Below are 19,661 nucleotides of genomic sequence, written 5' to 3' on the forward strand. Positions count from 1 at the left end.
CGGCCCACGGTGCCGGGCCCGACCGCGGGCGTGACGGCGACGGGCCTGATCCGGCCGGGCCCGCGGACGCCGTGCCGTCCCGCCGGCGCAGACGGTGGTCCCCCGCGCACGCCACACCCTGCCCCGCCGCCCGACCGGCGCACCCCACTCCCCACAGCGGACGGCACGCACAGCGGACGGCACGCACGGCGGACCCGGGCCGCGCCGGCCCCTCACGCCCCCGAAGGGAGACGGCCCACGCGGGCGGAGCGCCCCGACCCGTCAGCGGGGCCGGCACGCCGACTCCCTCCCGGGCGAACGGCATGAGCGGCCAACCCAGGCCGCGCCCCGGCCCTTCACGGCCCACGGACGGCGACGCGCCGGTGCCCCGTGCCTCCGGGGAGGAGGTACGGGGCACCGGGAGGTCAACGGCTACGCCGTCAGGCGGGCGATCGCCTCTTCGACGGTCAGTTCCTCGCGCTCGCCCGTGCGGCGGTCCTTCAGTTCCACGACGCCCTCGGCCGAGCGGCGGCCGGCGACCAGGATCTTCGGGACGCCGATCAGCTCGGCGTCGGTGAACTTCACTCCCGGGGAGACGCCCGCACGGTCGTCGACCAGGACGCGGACGCCCGCGGCGGAGAGCTTCTCGGACACGTCGAGCGCCAGCTCGGTCTGGAGGGCCTTGCCCGCGGCGACCACGTGCACGTCGGCCGGAGCGATCTCCTTGGGCCAGCACAGGCCCTGCTCGTCCGCCGACTGCTCGGCCAGCGCGGCGACGGCACGGGAGACGCCGATGCCGTACGAGCCCATGGTCACGCGGACCGGCTTGCCCTGCTGTCCGAGCACGTCGAGGCCGAAGGTGTCGGCGTACTTGCGGCCGAGCTGGAAGATGTGGCCGATCTCGATGGCGCGGTCCAGCTTGAGGCCGGCATCGCACTTCGGGCAGGGGTCGCCCTCTTCCACCACGACGACGTCGAGGTAGTCGTCGACCTCGAAGTCACGGCCGGCCACGACGTTCTTCGCGTGCGTGTTGATCTTGTTGGCGCCGGTGATCCAGGCGGTGCCGGGGGCGACGCGCGGGTCGGCGATGTAGCGGACCTTCTCCAGGCCCTGCGGGCCCACGTAACCGCGTACGAGATCACCGCGGCCCTCGAAGTCCTCGGCCGTGACGAGCTCGACGACGGCCGGGGCGAGGTGCTCGCCCAGCTTGCCGAGGTCGACCTCGCGGTCGCCGGGCACGCCCACGGCCACGATCTCGCCGTCGACCTTGACCAGCAGGTTCTTCAGGGTCGCCGAGGCCTGCACGCCGAGGTGCTCGGCGAGCGTCTCGATGGTCGGGGTGTCGGGGGTGTCCAGCTCCTCGACCGGGCCGTGCTCCTCGGAGACGGGCGTGAGCTTGAAGGTCACGGCCTCCGTGTTGGCGGCGTAGTCGCAGGCCGGGCAGTCCACGAACGTGTCCTCACCGGCGGGGGCCGGCGCGAGGAACTCCTCGGAGGCCGAGCCGCCCATGGCGCCGGAGACGGCGGACACGATGCGGTAGTCGAGGCCGAGACGCGCGAAGATCTTCTGGTAGGCCTCGCGGTGCAGGCGGTAGGACTCGGCCAGACCCTCGTCCGTGATGTCGAAGGAGTACGAGTCCTTCATCTGGAACTCGCGGCCGCGCAGCACACCGGCGCGCGGACGGGCCTCGTCGCGGTACTTGGTCTGGATCTGGTAGAGCATGACCGGCAGGTCCTTGTACGAGGCCACCTGGTCCTTCACGATCAGCGTGAAGATCTCCTCGTGCGTCGGACCGAGCAGGTACTCGGCGCCCTTGCGGTCCTTGAGACGGAACAGGAGGTCGCCGTACTCCTCCCAGCGCGCCGAGGCCTCGTAGGGCTCCTTGGGCAGCAGGGCCGGGAGGAGGACCTCCTGGGCGCCGATCGCGTCCATCTCCTCGCGGACGACGCGGGAGATGTTGTCGAGGACCTTCTTGCCGAGCGGCAGCCAGGTCCAGATGCCCGCGGCGTTGCGGCGCACGTAACCGGCGCGGACGAGCAGCTTGTGGTTGAGCGTCTCGGCGTCCGCCGGGTCGTCACGCAATGTCTTGACCATCAAACGGGACATGCGCTGGACCTGGGCCATGGTTCTCGACTCCTGCTGCGTAAGGGTGATGCCTGGAGGTTATCCGGGCAGCGGCCGTCCCCGGAAATCCATTAGGAGTGTCGCAGGGGGAGCGGAGCGCCCATCACGGCGTACGGCTTGGGTGCGCTGGGGAACAGGACCTGCCGTGCCAGGTCCTCGTAGCCGAGGGAGCGGTACAGGCCGCGGGCAGGGCTGTCGATGTCGATCGCGGACAGGATCGAGCGGGGTTCGGCCGCCGTGTCGGTGATGGAGGTGATCAGCGTGCGGCCGACGCCCCGGTTCTGGAACCGGGGGTGGACGTGCAGTTCGGTGATCACGAAGGAGTCGTCGAGCCAGCCCTCGTGGCCCCGGCCGCGCAAATACGGCTCGACGACGGTGGACCACCAGTGCGCGCGGTCGTTGGGCATGCCGTAGACGAATCCCACGAGCCGTCCGTCGGTGGTGGTGGCGCCGAGCGCGCGGGCTCCCGGGTACGTGAGGTGGCGCAGCACGATCTGGCGGCGCACGGCGATCTCGTCGGCGCCGAGCCCGAAGGCGAGCGCCTGCACGGCGAGCGCCTCGTCGACACGCGCGGCGAGATCGAGCGGGCCGATGACCACGTCGGCGTCGCGGTGGCCGTGACCGGGGAAGCGCAGCATGCCGGGAGACTACCTGGCGGACCGTGTGACGCGTGAGGTGCCGACGGGCCCGTGGCAGGCGTCAGAACAGGACACTCATGAACGCGCCGGCCTCCTGGAAGCCGACGCGGCGGTACGTCGCCCGGGCCGCGGTGTTGAAGTCGTTGACGTAGAGGCTGACGACCGGGGCGACGTCGGCGAGGGCGTAGCGCAGCACGGCGGCCATGCCGGGGGCCGCGAGTCCCCGGCCGCGGTACTCGGGGGCCACCCACACGCCCTGGATCTGGCAGGCCTCGGCGGTCGCGGCGCCGATCTCCGCCTTGAAGACGACGTTGCCGTCCTGGTCGAGGCGGGCGAAGGACCGGCCGGAGCCGACGAGCTCGGCGACGCGGGCCTGGTAGAGCAGGCCGCCGTCGCCGGCCAGCGGGGAGACGCCGACCTCCTCGGTGAACATGGCGACGCAGGCCGGCATGATCGTCTCCATCTCGTCCTTGCGGATGCGGCGGACGTACGGATCCGGGGTGATGTCGGCGGGCAGCCGGTCGGTGACCATGAGCGGCTGGTGGGCGCGGATCTCGCGGGCGGGGCCCCAGCTCGGTTCGAGCAGCCGCCAGAGCTGGGCGGTGGATTCGGCGGGCCCGACGATCGAGGAGCAGCGGCGGCCGCTCCTGCGGGCGCGGTCGGCGAAGCCGCGTACGGCGCGCGGGGTGGCGCAGATCGGGACGAGGTTGGCGCCCGCGTAGCAGAGGGACTGGAGCATGCCGTCCTCGTACCAGCCCCACATCTCGCCGCCGAGCCGCCATGGGTCGAGTCCGGCGATCTGTACACGGGAGGTGACGAACGCGTTCGCCACCGGCTCGCGGCCGAGGACGGCGAGCGCGGCGTCCAGGTCACTCGGTTCGAGGACCCTGGTGGTGGTCTGGGTCAACACGTGCGGGGCCCTCACCCTGGGATCTGCTGATCTCCGCACTGTACCTGGCGAGGTTGTGCCACGCCGCCCCTCGTCCCGGCGCAGCGGTCCCACCGGGCACCCGGTCAGGGGGCCACGAGCTGCTGGCCGCCGTCCACGTCGAAGGTCGCCCCGGTGAGCGCTTCGTTGACCATGACGTGGACGGCGAGCGCTGCCACGTCCGCGGCGCCCACGACCCGTCCGATGGGAAGCGTCCGGCGCAGCTCCTCCCGGCGTGCTTCGAGCCGGTCGCCGAGGAGCGCGGCGGACAGGGGGGTGTCGACGAATCCGGGGGCGATGAGGTTCGCCCGGATCGGTGCGAGTTCGAGCGCCAGGTTGGCGGTGAGGGCGGGCAGGGCCGCGGTCATGGCGCCCACGACCGCCATGCCGGGTCCGGGCCGGCGGCCGCCGGTGCCGCCGATGAAGATCAGGGTGCCTCCGGCCCGGACCTTGTCGCGGCTGCCGAGGGCGACACCGAGGGTCATGGACAGACGCTGGGCGAACGCCCGGCTCGCCTCGGCCAGGTCCATGGTGTCCAGGGGCATGTAGGCCGGGCTCCCCGCCGTGAGCAGGATGTGGTCGACCGGCCCGGACAGGTTCTCGAAGAACTCCGCGAGGCGTCCGCTGTCGCTCGCGTCGAAGGCCGCGGTGGCGACCGGCCGGAGATCACGTGCCGCTTCCTCCAGACGGTCGGGATTCCGGCCGACCAGGACCAGGCGCCCGCCGCCCGCGCGCACCTGCCGGGCGGTCTCCCGTCCGATGCCCGCGCTCGCTCCGATCACCACGACCGTCTGGCCGGCGATGTCCGGCGGGCGAGGTGTCACCCGCTCTTCTCGATCAGCGGTCATGGTGTGCCTCCTGGGCCGGGCGTCCGGCCGTGCGGTCGCGTGAGGGGGACGGCGGTCGCGCCCTGCCCTTCGTGCCTGCGGAAACCGGCGCCGGACCCGTGTCGTCCGGCGCACCGACCCATCGTCGCTCCCGGACCCGCCGCGCGCCTGTCGGCGAACCCGGGCCGCCGGACGCGGCGGAACGGCGAAGGCCCCCGGTTCCCCGCGCTCCCCGAGTGCCCTGCCGGTCCGGTGTCGGATCGCTGGGTTCGGGGGACGCGCGGGGCCCGGGGGCCTCGTACGAACTGCCGGGGGCGTCAGCCCGCCACGGAGACCGTCGGCTCGCCGGAGGCGATTCCGTCGGCCTCCATCTGCTCGGCGAGCTTCATCGCCTCTTCGATCAGGGTCTCCACGATCTTCGACTCGGGGACGGTCTTGATGACCTCGCCCTTCACGAAGATCTGGCCCTTGCCGTTGCCGGAGGCGACGCCGAGGTCGGCCTCGCGGGCCTCGCCGGGACCGTTGACGACGCAGCCCATGACGGCGACGCGCAGCGGGACCTCCATGCCGGTGAGACCGGCGGTGACCTCTTCGGCCAGCTTGTAGACGTCGACCTGGGCGCGGCCGCAGGACGGGCAGGAGACGATCTCCAGGCCGCGCTGGCGCAGGTTCAGCGACTGGAGGATCTGCAGGCCGACCTTGACCTCCTCGACCGGCGGGGCCGAGAGGGAGACGCGGATGGTGTCGCCGATGCCCTCGGAGAGCAGGGCGCCGAACGCGACGGCCGACTTGATGGTGCCCTGGAAGGCGGGGCCGGCCTCGGTCACGCCGAGGTGGAGCGGGTAGTCGCAGGCGGCGGCGAGCTGGCGGTAGGCGTTGACCATGACGACCGGGTCGTTGTGCTTGACCGAGATCTTGATGTCACGGAAGTCGTGCTCCTCGAAGAGGGACGCCTCCCACAGCGCGGACTCGACGAGCGCCTCGGGCGTGGCCTTGCCGTACTTCTGGAGCAGCCGCTTGTCGAGCGAGCCGGCGTTGACGCCGATCCGGATCGGGGTGCCGGTGTCCTTGGCGGCCCGCGCGATCTCCTTGACCTGGTCGTCGAACTGCTTGATGTTGCCGGGGTTGACACGGACGGCCGCGCAGCCGGCGTCGATCGCGGCGAACACGTACTTCGGCTGGAAGTGGATGTCCGCGATGACGGGGATCTGGGACTTCTTGGCGATGGTGGCGAGCGCGTCGGCGTCGTCCTGGGTGGGACAGGCCACCCGCACGATCTGGCAGCCGGACGCGGTCAGCTCCGCGATCTGCTGGAGCGTGGCGCCGATGTCCGACGTGCGCGTGGTCGTCATCGACTGCACCGAGACGGGAGCGTCTCCGCCCACGGCCACGGTCCCGACCTGGATCTGCCGGGTCTTCCGGCGCTCGGCCAGCTTGGTCGGAACGGACGGCATGCCGAGAGAAATCGCAGTCATCTGCTGTGCAACCCCAAGTTATGGATCAAGGTCCCGGAAATCGTGGGCTCCGGGCTTCGAGATTACGGTACGAGCGCGCCACCGAGCACATCACGCCCCCGGCACTCAAACCCACTCAATGGAAGGCGGCCGGACACCCAGGGTGTCCGGCCGCCACCAACGCAGTATGACTAAGAGATTTTCACGGGATTTACGACGTCCGCGATGAGGACGAGGACCGTGAAGCAGACGAAGATCCCGGCCACCACGTAGGCCACCGGCATCAGCTTCGCCACGTCGAACGGGCCCGGGTCCGGGCGGCGCAGCACCCGGGCGAGGTTCCGGCGCAGGGACTCCCACAGGGCGCCCGCGATGTGCCCGCCGTCGAGCGGCAGCAGCGGGAGCATGTTGAACAGGAACAAGGAGAGGTTGAACCCGGCGACGAGCAGCAGCATCATCGCGACCTGCTGCGACGCGGGGATGTCCAGGGTGAAGACGTCGCCGCCGATGCGGGCCGCGCCGACCACGCCCATCGGGGAGTCGGCCTTGCGCGGAGCGTCGCCGAAGGCGGCGTTCCACAGGTCGGGCACCTTGCCGGGCAGCGAGACCAGGGACTCGATGCCGTTCTGCATCATGTCGCCCATGCGGTCCACGGACTGGCCGAAGGACTGCTCGACGATGCCGGAGGCGGGCGTGAAGCCGAGGAAGCCGGCGTACACGTACTTGCCCTCGACGTAGCCGCCGTTGCCGTCGGTCTTGCTCACCTGGTTCTTGATCAGGTGGGCCTTCAGGGGGACCTGCTGTCCGTTGCGCTCGACGGTGATCGTGACGTCCTTGCCGGGGTTGGCCCGGATGTCGGACTGGAGGGCCGCCCAGTCGTCGACCGGCTTGCCGTCGAAGGCGACGATCTTGTCGCCGCCGCGGAGCCCGGCGGCCTTGGCGGGGGCCGCCTGGTCGTCCTTGGCGCACTTCGTGCGGTTCTCGCTCTGCTGGATGACGCAGTCGGAGACCTTGCCGACCGTGGTGGTCTGGGTCTGGACGCCGAACGTCATCATCACGCCGAGGAAGATCGCGACGGCGAGGATCAGGTTCATGAAAGGACCGGCGAACATCACGATCACGCGCTTCCACGGCTTGCGCGTGTAGAAGAGGCGGGTGTCGTCACCGGGCTGCAGTTCCTCGAAGGCGGCCGACCGGGCGTCCTCGATCATGCCCCGGAAGGGGGACGTCGAGCGGGCCTCGATCCGGCCGTCCGGGCCGGGCGGGAACATCCCGATCATGCGGATGTAGCCGCCGAGCGGAACGGCCTTGATGCCGTACTCGGTGTCGCCCTTCTTGCGCGACCAGATGGTCGGCCCGAAGCCGACCATGTACTGCGGCACCCGGATGCCGAACAGTTTGGCCGTCGACAGATGTCCCAGCTCGTGCCACGCGATCGAGATCAGCAGGCCGACCACGAAGACGACTATGCCGAGGATCATCATCAGGGTCGTCATGCACGAGCCTCCGCGATTGTCGTCTGTGCCGTCAGTTCACGGGCCCGGGCCCGTGCCCAGGTCTCCGCTTCGAGGACGTCCGCGAGGGTCAGGGAAGTTCCCGTACGCGGTGTGCCGTGTTCCTCGACGACCCGGGTGACGGTCTCCATGATCCCGTTGAACGGCAGTGTGCCGTTCAGGAACGCGTCCACGCACTCCTCGTTGGCGGCATTGAACACCGCCGGGGCCGTACCCGCGAGCTGCCCCACGTGCCGGGCGAGTCCCACCGACGGGAAGGCGTCGTTGTCGAGCGGGAAGAACTCCCAGCTCGACGCCTTCGTCCAGTCGAAGGCGGGTGCCGCGTCCGGGACGCGCTCGGGCCAGCCGACACCGATGGCGATGGGCCCCCGCATGTCGGGGGGCGTCGCCTGGGCGATCGTCGAGCCGTCCGTGAATTCCACCATCGAGTGGACATACGACTGCGGGTGCACGACCACCTCAATGCGGTCGAAGGGAATGTCGTAGAGGAGGTGTGCCTCGATGACTTCCAGTCCCTTGTTGACCAGGGTCGCGGAGTTGACGGTGATGACCGGGCCCATGGCCCAGGTGGGGTGCGCGAGGGCGTCGGCCGGTGCCACGTTCGCCAGCTCCGCCTTCGTACGGCCGCGGAACGGTCCCCCGGAGGCGGTCACCACGAGCTTGCGCACATCGGCACGGGTACCCGAGGCCAGCGCCTGGAACAGGGCCGCGTGCTCGGAGTCGACCGGGATGATCTGGCCCGGCTTCGCCAGCGCCTTGACCAGCGGGCCGCCGACGATGAGCGACTCCTTGTTGGCGAGCGCGAGGGTGCGGCCCGCCTCCAGCGCGGCGAGGGTGGGCGCGAGGCCGATGGAACCGGTGATCCCGTTGAGAACGGTGTGACAGTCCGACGCGGCGACCTGGGTGGCCGCGTCCGGTCCGGCGAGGATCTCGGGAAGGGTCTCGCCGGACGCGTACAGGGCCGCGAGGGCCTCCCTGAGCGCCGGGACGGCGTCCTCGCGCGCGACGGCGACCGTCCGTACCCGCAGCCGGTGCGCCTGCTCGGCGAGCAGGGCGACCCTGCCGCCGGCGGCAGACAGCGCGGTGACCCGGAACCGGTCGGGGTTGCGCAGCACGAGGTCGATGGCCTGGGTGCCGATCGATCCGGTGGAACCGAGGATCACGACATCCCGGACTCCGTTCACGGGGTCGAAGACGAGATGCGGATCAGCGAGGGGGGCTGGACTGTCGCTCATCCCCCCATTGTGGCCGCATCGCGGCCGCCGAAAGACAGGGCGTCCCTCATTCCCACCGACTCTCCCCGTGAACGGGGTGCCCGGGCGCGTCGGGAAGCCCCGGCGGAGGCGTGCGTCCAGGTTGCGTCCGGACGTGTGTCCGGGTGTGCCTCCCGGTGCGCGCCGCCTCGGGTCGTGGGCCCGGGCGGCCGCCGGGTACGGCCGCGCACGGGCCGTCCGCCGGCGGGCCCGTGCGCGGTCGCGGGACGAGGGTCAGCGAATGGGCCGGTGCACGTTCTCCCGGGTGCTCGCGCCGGGAGTGGCGTCGGCGATCCAGGGGCCGTCGCCCGAGGGGTCCAGGACGCCTTCCTCCAACCAGGTGTAGGTGCCCGACAGGACTCCCTTGACGACCTTGCGGTCGAGGTCGTCGGTGTTGGTCCACAGGCGTCCGAAGAGTTCCTCGACCCGGATGCGGGACTGGCGGCAGAAGGCGTCGGCGAGCTGGAAGGCCTCGCGCCCGTGTTCGCCCTTCTTACGCAGGTGCTCCGCCCGTACACAGGCCGCGCTCATGGCGAAGAGCTCGGCCCCGATGTCGACGATCCGGCCCAGGAAGCCCTGCTTGGTCTCCATGCGGCCCTGCCAGCGCGACATCGCGTAGAAGGTGGACCGGGCGAGCTTGCGGGCGTTGCGCTCCACGTACCGCAGATGCGTGGAGAGGTCCACGTCCTGGTCGAACTCGCTGTACGAGCGCGGGAGCTGACCCGCGCCGGCGACCAGTTTCGGCAGCCACTTGGCGTAGAAGACACCGGCGTTCGCGCCCGCCTTCGCCTTCTCCGAGAGGGACTTGTCGGGGTCGATGAGGTCGCCGGCGACCGAGAGGTGGGCGTCGACGGCCTCCCGGGCGATCAGCAGGTGCATGATCTCCGTGGAGCCCTCGAAGATGCGGTTGATGCGCAGGTCGCGCAGGACCTGTTCGGCGGGGACCGCGCGCTCGCCGCGGGCCGCCAGCGACGCGGCCGTCTCGAAGCCGCGGCCGCCGCGGATCTGGACCAGTTCGTCGGCCATCAGACAGGCCATCTCGGAGCCGTACAGCTTGGCGAGCGCGGCCTCGATGCGGATGTCGTTGCGGTTCTCGTCGGCCATCTGCGACGACAGGTCGAGCACCGCCTCCAGCGCGAAGGTGGTGGCCGCGATGAAGGAGATCTTGGAGCCGACGGCCTCGTGGAAGGCGACCGGCTTGCCCCACTGCTCGCGCACGGACGTCCACTCACGGGCGATCTTCAGGCACCACTTGCCGGCGCCGACGCACATCGCGGGCAGCGAGAGGCGGCCGGTGTTGAGCGTGGTGAGGGCGATCTTCAGGCCCGCGCCCTCGGGTCCGATGCGGTTGGCGGCCGGCACGCGCACCTGGTGGAAGCGGGTGACGCCGTTCTCCAGGCCGCGCAGGCCCATGAACGCGTTGCGGTTCTCGACGGTGATGCCCTCGGAGGCGGCCTCCACCACGAAGGCCGTGATGCCGCCCTTGCGGTCCTCGGACTTCGGGACGCGCGCCATGACGACGAGGAGGTCGGCGACGACGCCGTTCGTCGTCCAGAGCTTCACCCCGTCGAGGATGTAGTCGTCGCCGTCCGGCACGGCGGTCGTGGCGAGCCGCGCCGGGTCGGAGCCGACGTCCGGCTCGGTGAGCAGGAAGGCCGAGATGTCGGTACGGGCGCAGCGGGGCAGGAAGACGTCCCGCTGCTCCTGGGTGCCGAAGAGCTTCAGCGGCTGGGGCACACCGATCGACTGGTGGGCCGAGAGCAGCGCGCCGAGCGCCGGGTTCACGGAGCCGACCAGGGCGAGGGCCTTGTTGTAGTACACCTGGGTGAGGCCCAGGCCGCCGTACTTGGTGTCGATCTTCATGCCGAGGGCGCCGAGTTCCTTGAGCCCGGTGATGGTCTCGTCCGGGATCCGTGCCTCGCGCTCGATCCGGGCGGAGTCGATCTTCGTCTCGCAGAAGTCCCGCAGTTTGGCCAGGAACTCCTCGCCGCGCAGCGTGTCCTCGTCGGCCGGGAGCGGGTGCGGGTGGATCAGGTCGAGCCGGAAGCGGCCGAGGAAGAGTTCCTTCGCGAAGCTGGGCTTGCGCCAGTCCTGTTCGCGCGCGGCCTCGGCGACCTGTCGGGCTTCGCGTTCGGTGACTGTGGGCTGGTGGGGTGTGGCGGACATGAGGCTCACCTCGCCGCGAATAGGGATCTTGGGACAGTCCATTACCGACCGGTTCTACTCGATCGTATTTACCCGATTCCGGATGACCCCACCAGTCCTCGCGCAGCGTTCGGCCCGATGCGCTCCCCCGCGAACCGGCCATGGGTGTTGCGCCGGGGGCCCGCTCCGGGGGACGGTCTGGATGCGCCGAACGGGGGACGTGCCGCCCGACCGCCGGGAGGTGCGCCGCGGCCGGGACCCACCATCGCGTCGCGGCCGGGAACCGAGGCCGGGAAAGGGCTGTCGAAGCGCTTCGACAGCCTATGGACACCATTCCTCCACCGGGCTAGTGTCGAGCCACCCTCATTCGCCCCGATCGGTACCGCGCGCACTGTCGAAGCGCTTCACAAAACTGGGAGAGCTGGATGGTCACCCTCGCCGAGGTCGCCCAGCACGCCGGAGTCTCGGCGAGCACGGTGAGCTATGTCCTCAGCGGCAAGCGGTCCATCTCCGCGACCACCCGGCAGCGGGTCGAGCGGAGCATCCAGGAACTCGGCTACCACCCGAACGCGGGCGCCCGCGCCCTGGCGAGCAACCGGTCCAACATCATCGCGCTGATGGTCCCGCTGCGCACCGACATGTACGTACCGGTGATGATGGAGATCGCCATCGCCGTGGCCACCTGCGCCCGGACGCACGGGTACGACGTCCTGCTGCTCACCGGCGAGGAGGGGCCAGACGCGGTGCGCCGGGTCACCGGCAGCGGGCTCGCCGACGCGATGATCCTGATGGACGTCGAACTCGACGACGAGCGGCTGCCGTTGCTGCGCGCCACGGACCAGCCGTCCGTGCTCATCGGGCTCCCCGCCGACACCACCGACCTGACCTGCGTCGACCTCGACTTCGGGGCCACGGGTGCGCTGTGTGCCGAGCATCTGGCGCTGCTCGGTCACCGTGACATCGCTGTCATCGGCGAGGCCCCCGCCGTCTACGAGCGGCACACCGGTTTCGCCGTGCGGACGCTCGACGGACTCCGTGCCCGCTCGCGGGAGTTGGGGCTGGGTGTGCTGCACCGGCCCTGCGAGGGCGGCTACGACGCGATGGCCCTCACCCTGGCCCGCATCCTCGACGAGCGCCCGGGCACCACGGGCTTCGTCGTGCAGAACGAGTCGGCGGTCGAACCGCTGCTCGCGCTGCTGCGCCAAAAGGGCCGTGCCGTGCCCGAGGACGTCTCGGTGATCGCGATCTGCCCGGACCAGGTCGCCACCCAGGCCTCGGTGCGGCTGACGTCGGTCGCCATCCCCGCGCAGGACATGGGCCGCCATGCCGTCGAATATCTGATCGCCAAGCTCGAAGGGCGCGGTAAGGACGAGGTCGTCTTGCTCGCACCCGAGTTGACGGTGCGGGCGAGCACGGGGCCGGCGCCGGCCGCTCCCTGATCCGCTTCCCCTCGGGGGCACACCCGGCCGGCGCCCCCGTCGTGAGACCCCGGCGAACCCTCCGCCGGACACCGCTGTCCGCGTGCCCTCCCCGTGCCGCTCTGTCCGCACCCCGCTTCAGGACCCCGCTTCAGGAGCATCCACGTGAATCAGTCCGCCGCAGTCCAGCCCCAGGTCGGCCTCGCGCAGTCCTCCCCCACCGTCGGCACGTTCCGTGAACGGGACGGCGCGCTGGAGTGGAGCGGGCGCACCGAGACGGTCCGGATCGAGCCCTGGGGTCCCGACGCCGTGCGGGTCCGCGCCCGGCTCGGCGGCCCCCTGCTCGAAGGGCTGCCCGGAGCGCTGCTCGACGAGCCGCGGGGCACCGCGAGCACGCTGGAACTCGGCGACGCCGAGGGCCGGTTGACGGTGGGCGCGCTGACCGTCGAGGTGAGCGCCGAGGGCCTGATCCGCTTCACCCGGACCTCGGACGGCGGTGAACTCCTCGCCGAGGAGCGCGCCCACTTCTGGTGGCCCGGATCACGGCTGTACACCCCCACCGGCAACGGCCACCACCGGCTGGAGCAGCGCTTCGCCGCGTACGACGGCGAGCGGCTGTACGGCCTCGGGCAGCACCAGCACGGGCTGTTCGACCAGAAGGGCGCGGTCCTGGACCTGATCCAGCGCAACGCCGAGGTCACCGTGCCGGTGCTCACCTCCAGCCGCGGCTACACCCTCCTGTGGAACAACCCGGCCATCGGCCGGGTGGAGCTCGCGGGCAACGGCACCCGCTGGGTCGCCGACTCGGCCCGGCAGATCGACTACTGGATCACCGCGGGCACGCCGGCCGACGCCCAGCGCCGCTACAGCGCGGTCACGGGCCGGACGCCGATGCTGCCCGAGTGGGCGGCCGGGTTCTGGCAGTGCAAGCTGCGCTACCGCACCCAGGACGAACTCCTGGACGTGGCACGGGAGTACAAGCGCCGAGGTCTGCCGCTCTCGGCCATCGTCTGCGACTTCTTCCACTGGACCCATCTCGGCGACTGGAGGTTCGACCCGGCCGAGTGGCCCGACCCCGCGGCCATGCAGGCCGAACTCGCCGGTCTCGGCGTGAAGCTGGTCGTGTCCGTCTGGCCGTCGGTCTCACCGCTCTCGGAGAACCACGCGCTCATGGAGCAGCGGGGCTGGTTCATCGGCACCGAGTACGGGCCGATGGCGCACGCCGACTGGCCGGACAAGCAGGTCGCGTCCACGGTCCAGGTGGCCTTCTACGACGCCACGAACCCCGAGGCGCGTGACTTCCTGTGGTCGCGGGTGAAGGACAACTACCTCGACCCGTACGGGATCTCGGCCTTCTGGCTGGACGCGTGCGAGCCAGAGCTGAAGCCGGGCTTCTCCGAGAACCTCCGCTATCACGCGGGCCCGGGGCTCGAAGTGGGCAACCTCTACCCGCGGGAGAACGCCCGCACGTTCTACGAGGGCCTGCGCGCCGCCGGGGAGACCGAGATCGTCTCCCTCAACCGCTCGGCCTGGGCGGGCAGTCAGCGCTACGGTGCGGCTCTGTGGTCGGGCGACATCGGGACCGACTTCGCGACCCTGCGGCGGCAGATCGCCGCGGGGCTCAACACCGCGCTGTCGGGGATCCCCTGGTGGAACACGGACATCGGCGGCTTCCACGGCGGCGACCCGGACGACCCGGCGTATCGCGAGGTCATGGTGCGCTGGTTCCAGTTCGGCGCGCTGTCGCCGCTGATGCGGCTGCACGGCTTCCGCGACCCGGGGCTGCCGCTCGGTCCCGCCATGACCGGCGGCCCGAACGAGGTCTGGTCGTACGGCGAGGAGGCCGGCGCCGTCATGGAGAAGTACCTGCGGCTGCGGGAACGCCTGAAGCCGTATCTGCTGGACGTGATGCGGGAGGCACACGAGGAGGGGCTGCCGGTGATGCGCCCGCTGCTCCTGGAGTTCCCCGGCGACCAGGCGGCCTGGTCGGTGGACGACGCCTATCTCCTGGGCCCCGATCTGCTGGTGGCTCCGGTCCTGACCGCGGGCGCGACGACCCGTACGGCGTATCTCCCGGCGGGCGCGCGCTGGACGGACGCGTGGACCGGGGAGTCGTACGAGGGCGGCGCGTGGGTGACGGTGGACGCGCCGCTGGACCGGATCCCGCTGTTCCTGCGGGACGGCGCACGGCTGCCCGTGGCGGACACGGCCTAGAGCGTCCCCAGGTGCGGCCGGCCCCTGGCGAGGGACCGGCCGTACCCGCGCGGCTCGGATCAGCCGCTGCTGACCGTCAGGTTGTTCGTGACGAAGTCGAGGCCGCCCGCCGAGGAGGTGATCTCGAAGCCGAACTGCACGTCGCCGATGGTCGCGCCGCTCGACATCCAGCCCTTGGTGTTCGCGATCCACCGCAGGATCGGGAGGATGTTCATGGTGCCGGAGCTGGAGTCGGAGCTGCGCAGGAACGAGAAGACGTCGTTCGCGCCGTTGTTGCCCTTGTAGACGGTCCAGGTGTTGCCGTTCAGCGTGAGCGTTCCCTGCGAGGTGCCGAGCGCGCCGACGGCTCCGTTGTAGTTGACCCACAGCATGATCTCGTGGGCGTAGCCGGTGTCCCAGATGTCGTACGAGGTGTTGTACGCCCCGGAGGACGGGACGGTGACGTCGTAGCTGCTGGTGAGGGAGGACAGCCCGGCGATCGTCTTGCCCACGTACTTCTTGGAGTTGGGGTAGGACTTGATGCCGCCGGTGGCGGGGTGGTTCGCCCAGACGCCCCAGTTGGTGCCGGAGTTGGCCCAGACGCACTGGCTGCCCGCTCCGGAGCCCCAGATGTTGTTGTAGAGCGTGTAGCCGTTGAGGGTGGTGTTGCCCCACTGGTCGCAGGAGGACCAGACGGCGGCCTGGGCGGGGGCCGAGGCGAGACCGATCGTCGCTCCGAGCGCCAGGGCGGGGGCGATCAGGGCTCTGGTGATCCTGTTCCGGGTACGAAGCGCCATGAGGTCCCTTTCATGGGTGGGGGGATGTTCGGGGGCTACCGCGGCCCCAGGGTGAGGACGCGGTCTTCTCCGGCGCTCAGGGAGAGCGGTCGCGCGCCGGCGGAAGTCCGGAGTTCGATGCGGCAGGTGCGGTCCGGGCGCAGGACGACGGTGGCGCCCTCGGGGGTCCAGGTGAGGTCGGCACGGGCGCCGAACCTCGTACGGACGCCGTGGAGTTCGCCGCTCGGCAGGCTCGTGGGGAGCGCCGGGAAGAGGACGAGTCGCCGTGGGGTGGACTGGACGAGTGCCTCGATGAGGACGGCCGGCAGGGTGTGGGCGGCGTCGGCGTTGTAGACGTGACGGTTCGGGTAGTGGCCGCTCATCAGGGAGACGTGGAAGAAGTCCCCGGCCAGGACGTCGTCGAGGGCCCCCGCCACCCGTCCGGCGTCGCGCAGCCGTGCGGCCACCAGGGCGTGGTGGAGGTGGCCGTGCGCCGAGTCGTTCTCGGCGCCGCGCAGTTCGAGGGCGCGGTGGGCCGCGGCGGCGAGGCCGGGGGTGTCGTAGGGGTTGATCTCGTCGAGGGGCCAGACGCCGTAGAGGTGGCTGAGGTGCCGGTGGTCGTAGGTGTCGTCGAGTCCGGGGCGGGCCCATTCGGCCAGCGCGCCGTCGGAGTTGACCCGGTGGGGCGGCAGCCGGTCGGCGAGGGCGAGCCAGCGTTCGGCGGCGGGGCCCGGGTGGTAGGCGGCCGCCGTGCGCAGGGCGTGCCGGGCCGCCGAGAGGTCCATGGCGGCGTTGACGGTCACCCAGCTCGCGTTCGCGGGCCGGTTCTCCGGGGAGTAGGACGGCACGATCACCAGGTGGCCGGCGGCGTCGGTCCGGGTGAGGAAGTCCTCGTAGAAGCGGGCGGTCTCGGCGAGGGCGGCGGCGAGGCGCGGGTCGCGGGCGCCGCGGGTCTCGTCGTGGTCCACGAGGGGCTTGAGCAGCCAGTCGGCGCCCGCGGTCCACACGTGCAGCGGGTAGGCGCGGCTGAGGTGGTAGGTGTGGCCCGACTCGCCGTCGGTGTGGGCGGGGGCGACCACGCCGCGGGCGCCGAAGACGGCCCGGGCGTTGTCCCGCCAGTGCGGCAACTGGCCGTGGACCAGGGCCGCGTGTGCCTCGGTGACCTCGGGGAGGGCGGCCGCGGCGGCGGACGCCGTCTGCAGGTTGAGGTTGGCGTCCGTGGTGAACGCCCCGGACCAGGCGGTGTCCCAGTCGCCGGTCCACAGGCCCGTCAGGCGTGGCGGGAGGGTGCCGGACGCGGACAGCAGGTGGTACCGGCCGGCAGCGAAGAGCCGTTCCAGGAGGGCCGGGCTCCTCGGGCGCAGGACCAGTTCCGATCCGGGCAGCGCCCGTTCGGCGGGGTCGGCGCCCAGGTCGAGGGTGACGCGGAGGTAGGCGGCGCGGTGGAGGTCGGTGTGCCGGGCGAGCAGGTGGGCGTACGCGTGCCCGGTGTCCTCGGGGCCGTGCCCGGTCTCGGGCAGCAGGTCCCGCAGGGCGCGGAGCTCGGCGAGGACGTCCGGGGCCCCGGGGTGCCGGCGCACCCGGGTGAGCAGCAGCATCGAGCGGGCGCCGTCGACGCGTACGCCGGTGAGCGCGGGACGGACGGCGCCGTCCGTGACGAGGAGGGTGACTCCGGTGTACGCCAGGTCGCTGCCGGGATAGCGGGCGCGCAGGGTGAGCAGCGCGCCCTCGGGGGTGTGGACGGCTCCGTGCTCCACGGCCAGGTCCGGGGGCGCTCCCGGCAGCCGGTGGTCCAGCGTCACCTCGGTCGCGGGGCCGGGGGTGGTCACGTACTGCGTGATCACGTCGTCTGCGCGCGAGACGAACACCTCGGCGCGCCGGTCGCCGCACAGGGCGCGGACGACCCCGGTGGTGAAGTCGCTCTCGCGCCGGCAGCCGCGCGGTTCCCCGACGGGGCGGCGCAGCCGCACCTGGAACGCCGGGTGGAAGGGCTGCACCCACAGCAGCGGCCGGCCGTCGGTGAAGTCCTCGCCGGCTCTCACGTCTCCGGCGAGCAGCCGGTCCTGCACGTCGGTGAGGCGGTCGGCGAGTTCGGGCGGGCGGGCCCGCGAGCTGCCGTTGGGGCGGACCAGACGGTGATGGGTGACGATGACCCGGTCGTCGTCCGGATCGCCGAACACCATGGCGCCGTGGGTGCCGTTGCCGCTCAGGAAGGCGTCCTCCCAGCGGGCGGCGGGCCGGGGTTCCCAGGTGCCGTGGACGGGGGCGGAGCCGGGGCCGTCCTCCGCCGCGGGGCGGTCCGCGTGGGGGCCGGGGCGGGCCTGAGCGGTCATGGGGCGAGCACCGCCGCTCCGTACCGCTCCAGTCGTACGGAGTCCCGCACGGACGCGCCGCCGAGCAGGTCTCGGTGGCTGCCCGGCACCTCGACGGTCACCGGGGCGCGCCCGTGATTGAGCAGGAAGAGCAGGTCGCCGCGCCGGACGGCCTCGACCCCCTCGGGCAGTCCGTCGAGCACCGTCCGGACGCCCGCGCTCAGGGCCGCCCGCGCCAGCAGGGCGCGCAGGGCGGCCGGTTCGGGGAGCGTGGAGAGGTAGCGGGCGGTGCCCCTGCGGAGCACGGCGGGCAGTCCGTCGAGTTCGCCGCCGCGGTAGCGGGCCTCGACGGCCGCGGCGTCCTCGGCCTCGATCTCCTCGGACCAGAGCGTGCCCGTGAAGCCGTCGCACGCCACCTTCTCCCCCGCGTCCAGCGGCCACCATTCGTGCAGCACCCGGATGCCGAACAGCGCGCGCAGCCGCTCGTCCATGCCGCCCGGCCGCACCCGGTCGTCCTGGTCCGCGACGCCGGTGAGGAAGCCGCAGACGAGTGTGCCGCCGGCGCGCGCGTAGGCGAGGAGGTTCTCGACGGCCACGTCGGTGAGCAGGTAGAGCTGGGGCACGACGACCATCCGGTACGCGGAGAGGTCGTGCTCGGGATGGGCGAACGCCGTGGTGAGGTGGGCCTCCCACAGGGCGCGGTGCCAGGCCCGTACGACCTCGGCGCAGTCGTTCTCGGCGGACAGCCGGCCGTCGTGCGCTCCCGCCCACCAGGAATCCCAGTCGTGCAGGACCACGATGTCCGCCTCGACCCGGGTGCCCGTCACGTGTGGTGCGAGGAGTGCCAGTTCGGCGCCGATCCGTTTGATCTCCTGGAAGGTACGGCCCCGCTCCCCCGCGTGGCCGATCATCCCGGAGTGGAACTTCTCGGCGCCCTGCCGGGACTGGCGCCACTGGAAGTAGCAGACGGCGTCGGCGCCGCGCGCCACGGCCTGCAGGGACCACAGGCGGTTCAGCCCGCGTGGCTTGGGGTGGTTCACCCCGCGCCAGTTGACCGCTCCGGCGGCCTGTTCCATGAGCATCCAGGGGCCGCCCGCCGCCTGGGAGCGCGTCATGTCCTGGACGAGTGCTCCGTGCTGTGCTCCGAGGGGGTCGCGCGGGTCGGGGTAGAGGTCGACCGAGACGACGTCCTCCTCCCGGGCCCACCGCCAGGCGTCCTGGCCCACCCACATCGGCATGAAGTTGGTGGTCACCGGGATGCCGGGGCTGTGGCGGCGGACGATGTCCCGCTCGGCGAGGTGACACTCCAGGAGCATGTCGGAGGTGAACCGTTTGAAGTCGAGGACCTGCGTCGGGTTCTTCATGTAGTGGGCTCGGCGCGGTGGGATCACCTCGTGCCAGTCGTCGTAGGCCTGGCCCCAGAAGGCCGTGCCCCAGGCCGTGTTGAGTGCCTCGACGGTGCCGTATCTCCTCCGGAGCCAGCGCCGGAAAGCGGTGGCCGCCTCGTCGCCGTGGTCGAAGGTGCAGTACTCGTTGTTGATGTGCCACATCGTGAGCGCGGGGTGGCCCGCGTAGCGGGCGGCGAGGTCCTCGGTGATGGCGGCGGCACAGCGGCGGTAGACGGCGCTGGAGTGCGAGAAGTGCTGTCGTGAGCCCCACCATTCGACGCGGCCGTCCTCGTCCCGGGGCAGGGTCTCGGGGTGCAGCCGGCCCATCCAGGGCGGTGGCGAGGAGGTGGGGGTGGCGAGCACGACGCCGACGCCGTGGTCGTGCATCAGGTCCATCAGCCGGTCCAGCCACCCGAACTCGCGGGCTCCTGGGCGTGGTTCGAGTCTCGCCCAGGAGAAGACCCCGACGGTGACGGAGTTGACGCCGGCCTCCTTCATGAGGCGGACGTCCTCGTGCCAGATCTCCTCGGGCCACTGCTCGGGGTTGTAGTCGCCGCCGAACAGGATGCGGCCCCGGGTGGCGTCGCTCAGACTCGGCCGCCCGGTCTCTTCGCCGGTTCCTGGGGGCGTGCGCATGAGCCACCTCGATCGGGGTGAGAGATGTGGTCCGCCGCGGCCGGCCGCCGGTCAGGAGCAGGCCGGCCGCGGCGAG

13 protein-coding genes are annotated in these 19,661 nt (G+C 71.6%); 2 read left to right on the plus strand and 11 right to left on the minus strand.

Annotation, left to right across the window (positions count from 1 at the left end):
* Positions 1–411: 411 nt before the first annotated feature.
* From ACZ4TO_RS34850 to ACZ4TO_RS34885, 8 genes are all read right to left on the minus strand, one after another.
* Positions 412–2,103, minus strand: coding sequence for a proline--tRNA ligase (locus ACZ4TO_RS34850; protein WP_385047409.1), 1,692 nt, complete (start codon positions 2,101–2,103; stop codon positions 412–414).
* Between the two features lie 71 nt (positions 2,104–2,174).
* Positions 2,175–2,741: a GNAT family N-acetyltransferase gene (locus ACZ4TO_RS34855; protein ID WP_382790546.1), complete on the minus strand. Its 567-nt coding sequence runs from the start codon at positions 2,739–2,741 to the stop codon at positions 2,175–2,177.
* Positions 2,742–2,802: 61 nt separating this feature from the next.
* Positions 2,803–3,651: a GNAT family N-acetyltransferase gene (locus tag ACZ4TO_RS34860; protein ID WP_382790548.1), complete on the minus strand. Its 849-nt coding sequence runs from the start codon at positions 3,649–3,651 to the stop codon at positions 2,803–2,805.
* A gap of 104 nt (positions 3,652–3,755) precedes the next feature.
* On the minus strand, positions 3,756–4,517 hold the full coding sequence (locus tag ACZ4TO_RS34865) for an SDR family oxidoreductase (RefSeq protein WP_468026296.1): 762 nt from the start codon (positions 4,515–4,517) through the stop codon (positions 3,756–3,758).
* Positions 4,518–4,813: 296 nt separating this feature from the next.
* Positions 4,814–5,971 (minus strand): flavodoxin-dependent (E)-4-hydroxy-3-methylbut-2-enyl-diphosphate synthase, encoded by a 1,158-nt coding sequence (gene ispG / locus ACZ4TO_RS34870; RefSeq protein WP_382790554.1) that lies wholly within the window; start codon positions 5,969–5,971, stop codon positions 4,814–4,816.
* A 170-nt stretch (positions 5,972–6,141) separates the two neighbouring features.
* The gene (locus ACZ4TO_RS34875; RefSeq protein ID WP_382790557.1) at positions 6,142–7,446 is read right to left on the minus strand and encodes a M50 family metallopeptidase; all 1,305 of its coding nucleotides are present in this window, start codon (positions 7,444–7,446) and stop codon (positions 6,142–6,144) included.
* Entirely contained in the window at positions 7,443–8,699 is a 1,257-nt protein-coding gene (gene dxr, locus ACZ4TO_RS34880) for a 1-deoxy-D-xylulose-5-phosphate reductoisomerase (RefSeq protein ID WP_468026297.1), read from the minus strand. Before dxr ends, ACZ4TO_RS34875 begins: the two co-directional genes overlap by 4 nt.
* 252 nt (positions 8,700–8,951) lie before the next feature.
* On the minus strand, positions 8,952–10,883 hold the full coding sequence (locus ACZ4TO_RS34885; RefSeq protein ID WP_468026298.1) for an acyl-CoA dehydrogenase family protein: 1,932 nt from the start codon (positions 10,881–10,883) through the stop codon (positions 8,952–8,954).
* Between the two features lie 404 nt (positions 10,884–11,287).
* Here ACZ4TO_RS34885 and ACZ4TO_RS34890 point away from each other — a divergent pair, with 404 nt between their 5' ends.
* Together ACZ4TO_RS34890 and ACZ4TO_RS34895 are read left to right on the plus strand one after the other, a co-directional pair.
* Entirely contained in the window at positions 11,288–12,301 is a 1,014-nt protein-coding gene (locus ACZ4TO_RS34890; RefSeq protein WP_468026299.1) for a LacI family DNA-binding transcriptional regulator, read from the plus strand.
* 144 nt (positions 12,302–12,445) lie between these two features.
* Positions 12,446–14,494 (plus strand): glycoside hydrolase family 31 protein, encoded by a 2,049-nt coding sequence (locus tag ACZ4TO_RS34895; protein WP_468026300.1) that lies wholly within the window; start codon positions 12,446–12,448, stop codon positions 14,492–14,494.
* 59 nt (positions 14,495–14,553) lie between these two features.
* On the opposite strand, the gene ACZ4TO_RS34900 is transcribed toward ACZ4TO_RS34895, so the two are convergent.
* The 3 genes from ACZ4TO_RS34900 to ACZ4TO_RS34910 are packed head-to-tail and all read right to left on the minus strand — an operon-like array spanning position 14,554 to position 19,585.
* Positions 14,554–15,270, minus strand: coding sequence for a glycoside hydrolase family 12 protein (locus tag ACZ4TO_RS34900; RefSeq protein WP_382790569.1), 717 nt, complete (start codon positions 15,268–15,270; stop codon positions 14,554–14,556).
* 35 nt (positions 15,271–15,305) lie between these two features.
* A complete protein-coding gene (locus ACZ4TO_RS34905) occupies positions 15,306–17,582 on the minus strand; it encodes a glycosyl hydrolase family 95 catalytic domain-containing protein (protein ID WP_468026301.1) in 2,277 nt (758 codons plus the stop codon).
* Positions 17,579–19,585, minus strand: coding sequence for a beta-galactosidase (locus ACZ4TO_RS34910; protein WP_468026302.1), 2,007 nt, complete (start codon positions 19,583–19,585; stop codon positions 17,579–17,581). The genes ACZ4TO_RS34905 and ACZ4TO_RS34910 overlap by 4 nt, the downstream gene beginning before the upstream one ends.
* Positions 19,586–19,661 lie beyond the last annotated feature (76 nt).

Source organism: Streptomyces sp. NPDC028298, from assembly GCF_055565895.1.

What these genes read in the sequence shown, in the direction of transcription:
- ACZ4TO_RS34855 (WP_382790546.1), bottom strand. Translation starts at nt 2,741, where the DNA reads ATGCTGCGCTTCCCCGGTCACGGCCACCGCGACGCCGACGTGGTCATC.
- ACZ4TO_RS34890 (WP_468026299.1), top strand. Translation starts at nt 11,288, where the DNA reads ATGGTCACCCTCGCCGAGGTCGCCCAGCACGCCGGAGTCTCGGCGAGC.
- ACZ4TO_RS34850 (WP_385047409.1), bottom strand. Translation starts at nt 2,103, where the DNA reads ATGGCCCAGGTCCAGCGCATGTCCCGTTTGATGGTCAAGACATTGCGT.
- ACZ4TO_RS34910 (WP_468026302.1), bottom strand. Translation starts at nt 19,585, where the DNA reads ATGCGCACGCCCCCAGGAACCGGCGAAGAGACCGGGCGGCCGAGTCTG.
- dxr (WP_468026297.1), bottom strand. Translation starts at nt 8,699, where the DNA reads ATGAGCGACAGTCCAGCCCCCCTCGCTGATCCGCATCTCGTCTTCGAC.
- ACZ4TO_RS34875 (WP_382790557.1), bottom strand. Translation starts at nt 7,446, where the DNA reads ATGACGACCCTGATGATGATCCTCGGCATAGTCGTCTTCGTGGTCGGC.
- ACZ4TO_RS34885 (WP_468026298.1), bottom strand. Translation starts at nt 10,883, where the DNA reads ATGTCCGCCACACCCCACCAGCCCACAGTCACCGAACGCGAAGCCCGA.
- ACZ4TO_RS34900 (WP_382790569.1), bottom strand. Translation starts at nt 15,270, where the DNA reads ATGGCGCTTCGTACCCGGAACAGGATCACCAGAGCCCTGATCGCCCCC.
- ACZ4TO_RS34905 (WP_468026301.1), bottom strand. Translation starts at nt 17,582, where the DNA reads ATGACCGCTCAGGCCCGCCCCGGCCCCCACGCGGACCGCCCCGCGGCG.
- ACZ4TO_RS34865 (WP_468026296.1), bottom strand. Translation starts at nt 4,517, where the DNA reads ATGACCGCTGATCGAGAAGAGCGGGTGACACCTCGCCCGCCGGACATC.
- ispG (WP_382790554.1), bottom strand. Translation starts at nt 5,971, where the DNA reads ATGACTGCGATTTCTCTCGGCATGCCGTCCGTTCCGACCAAGCTGGCC.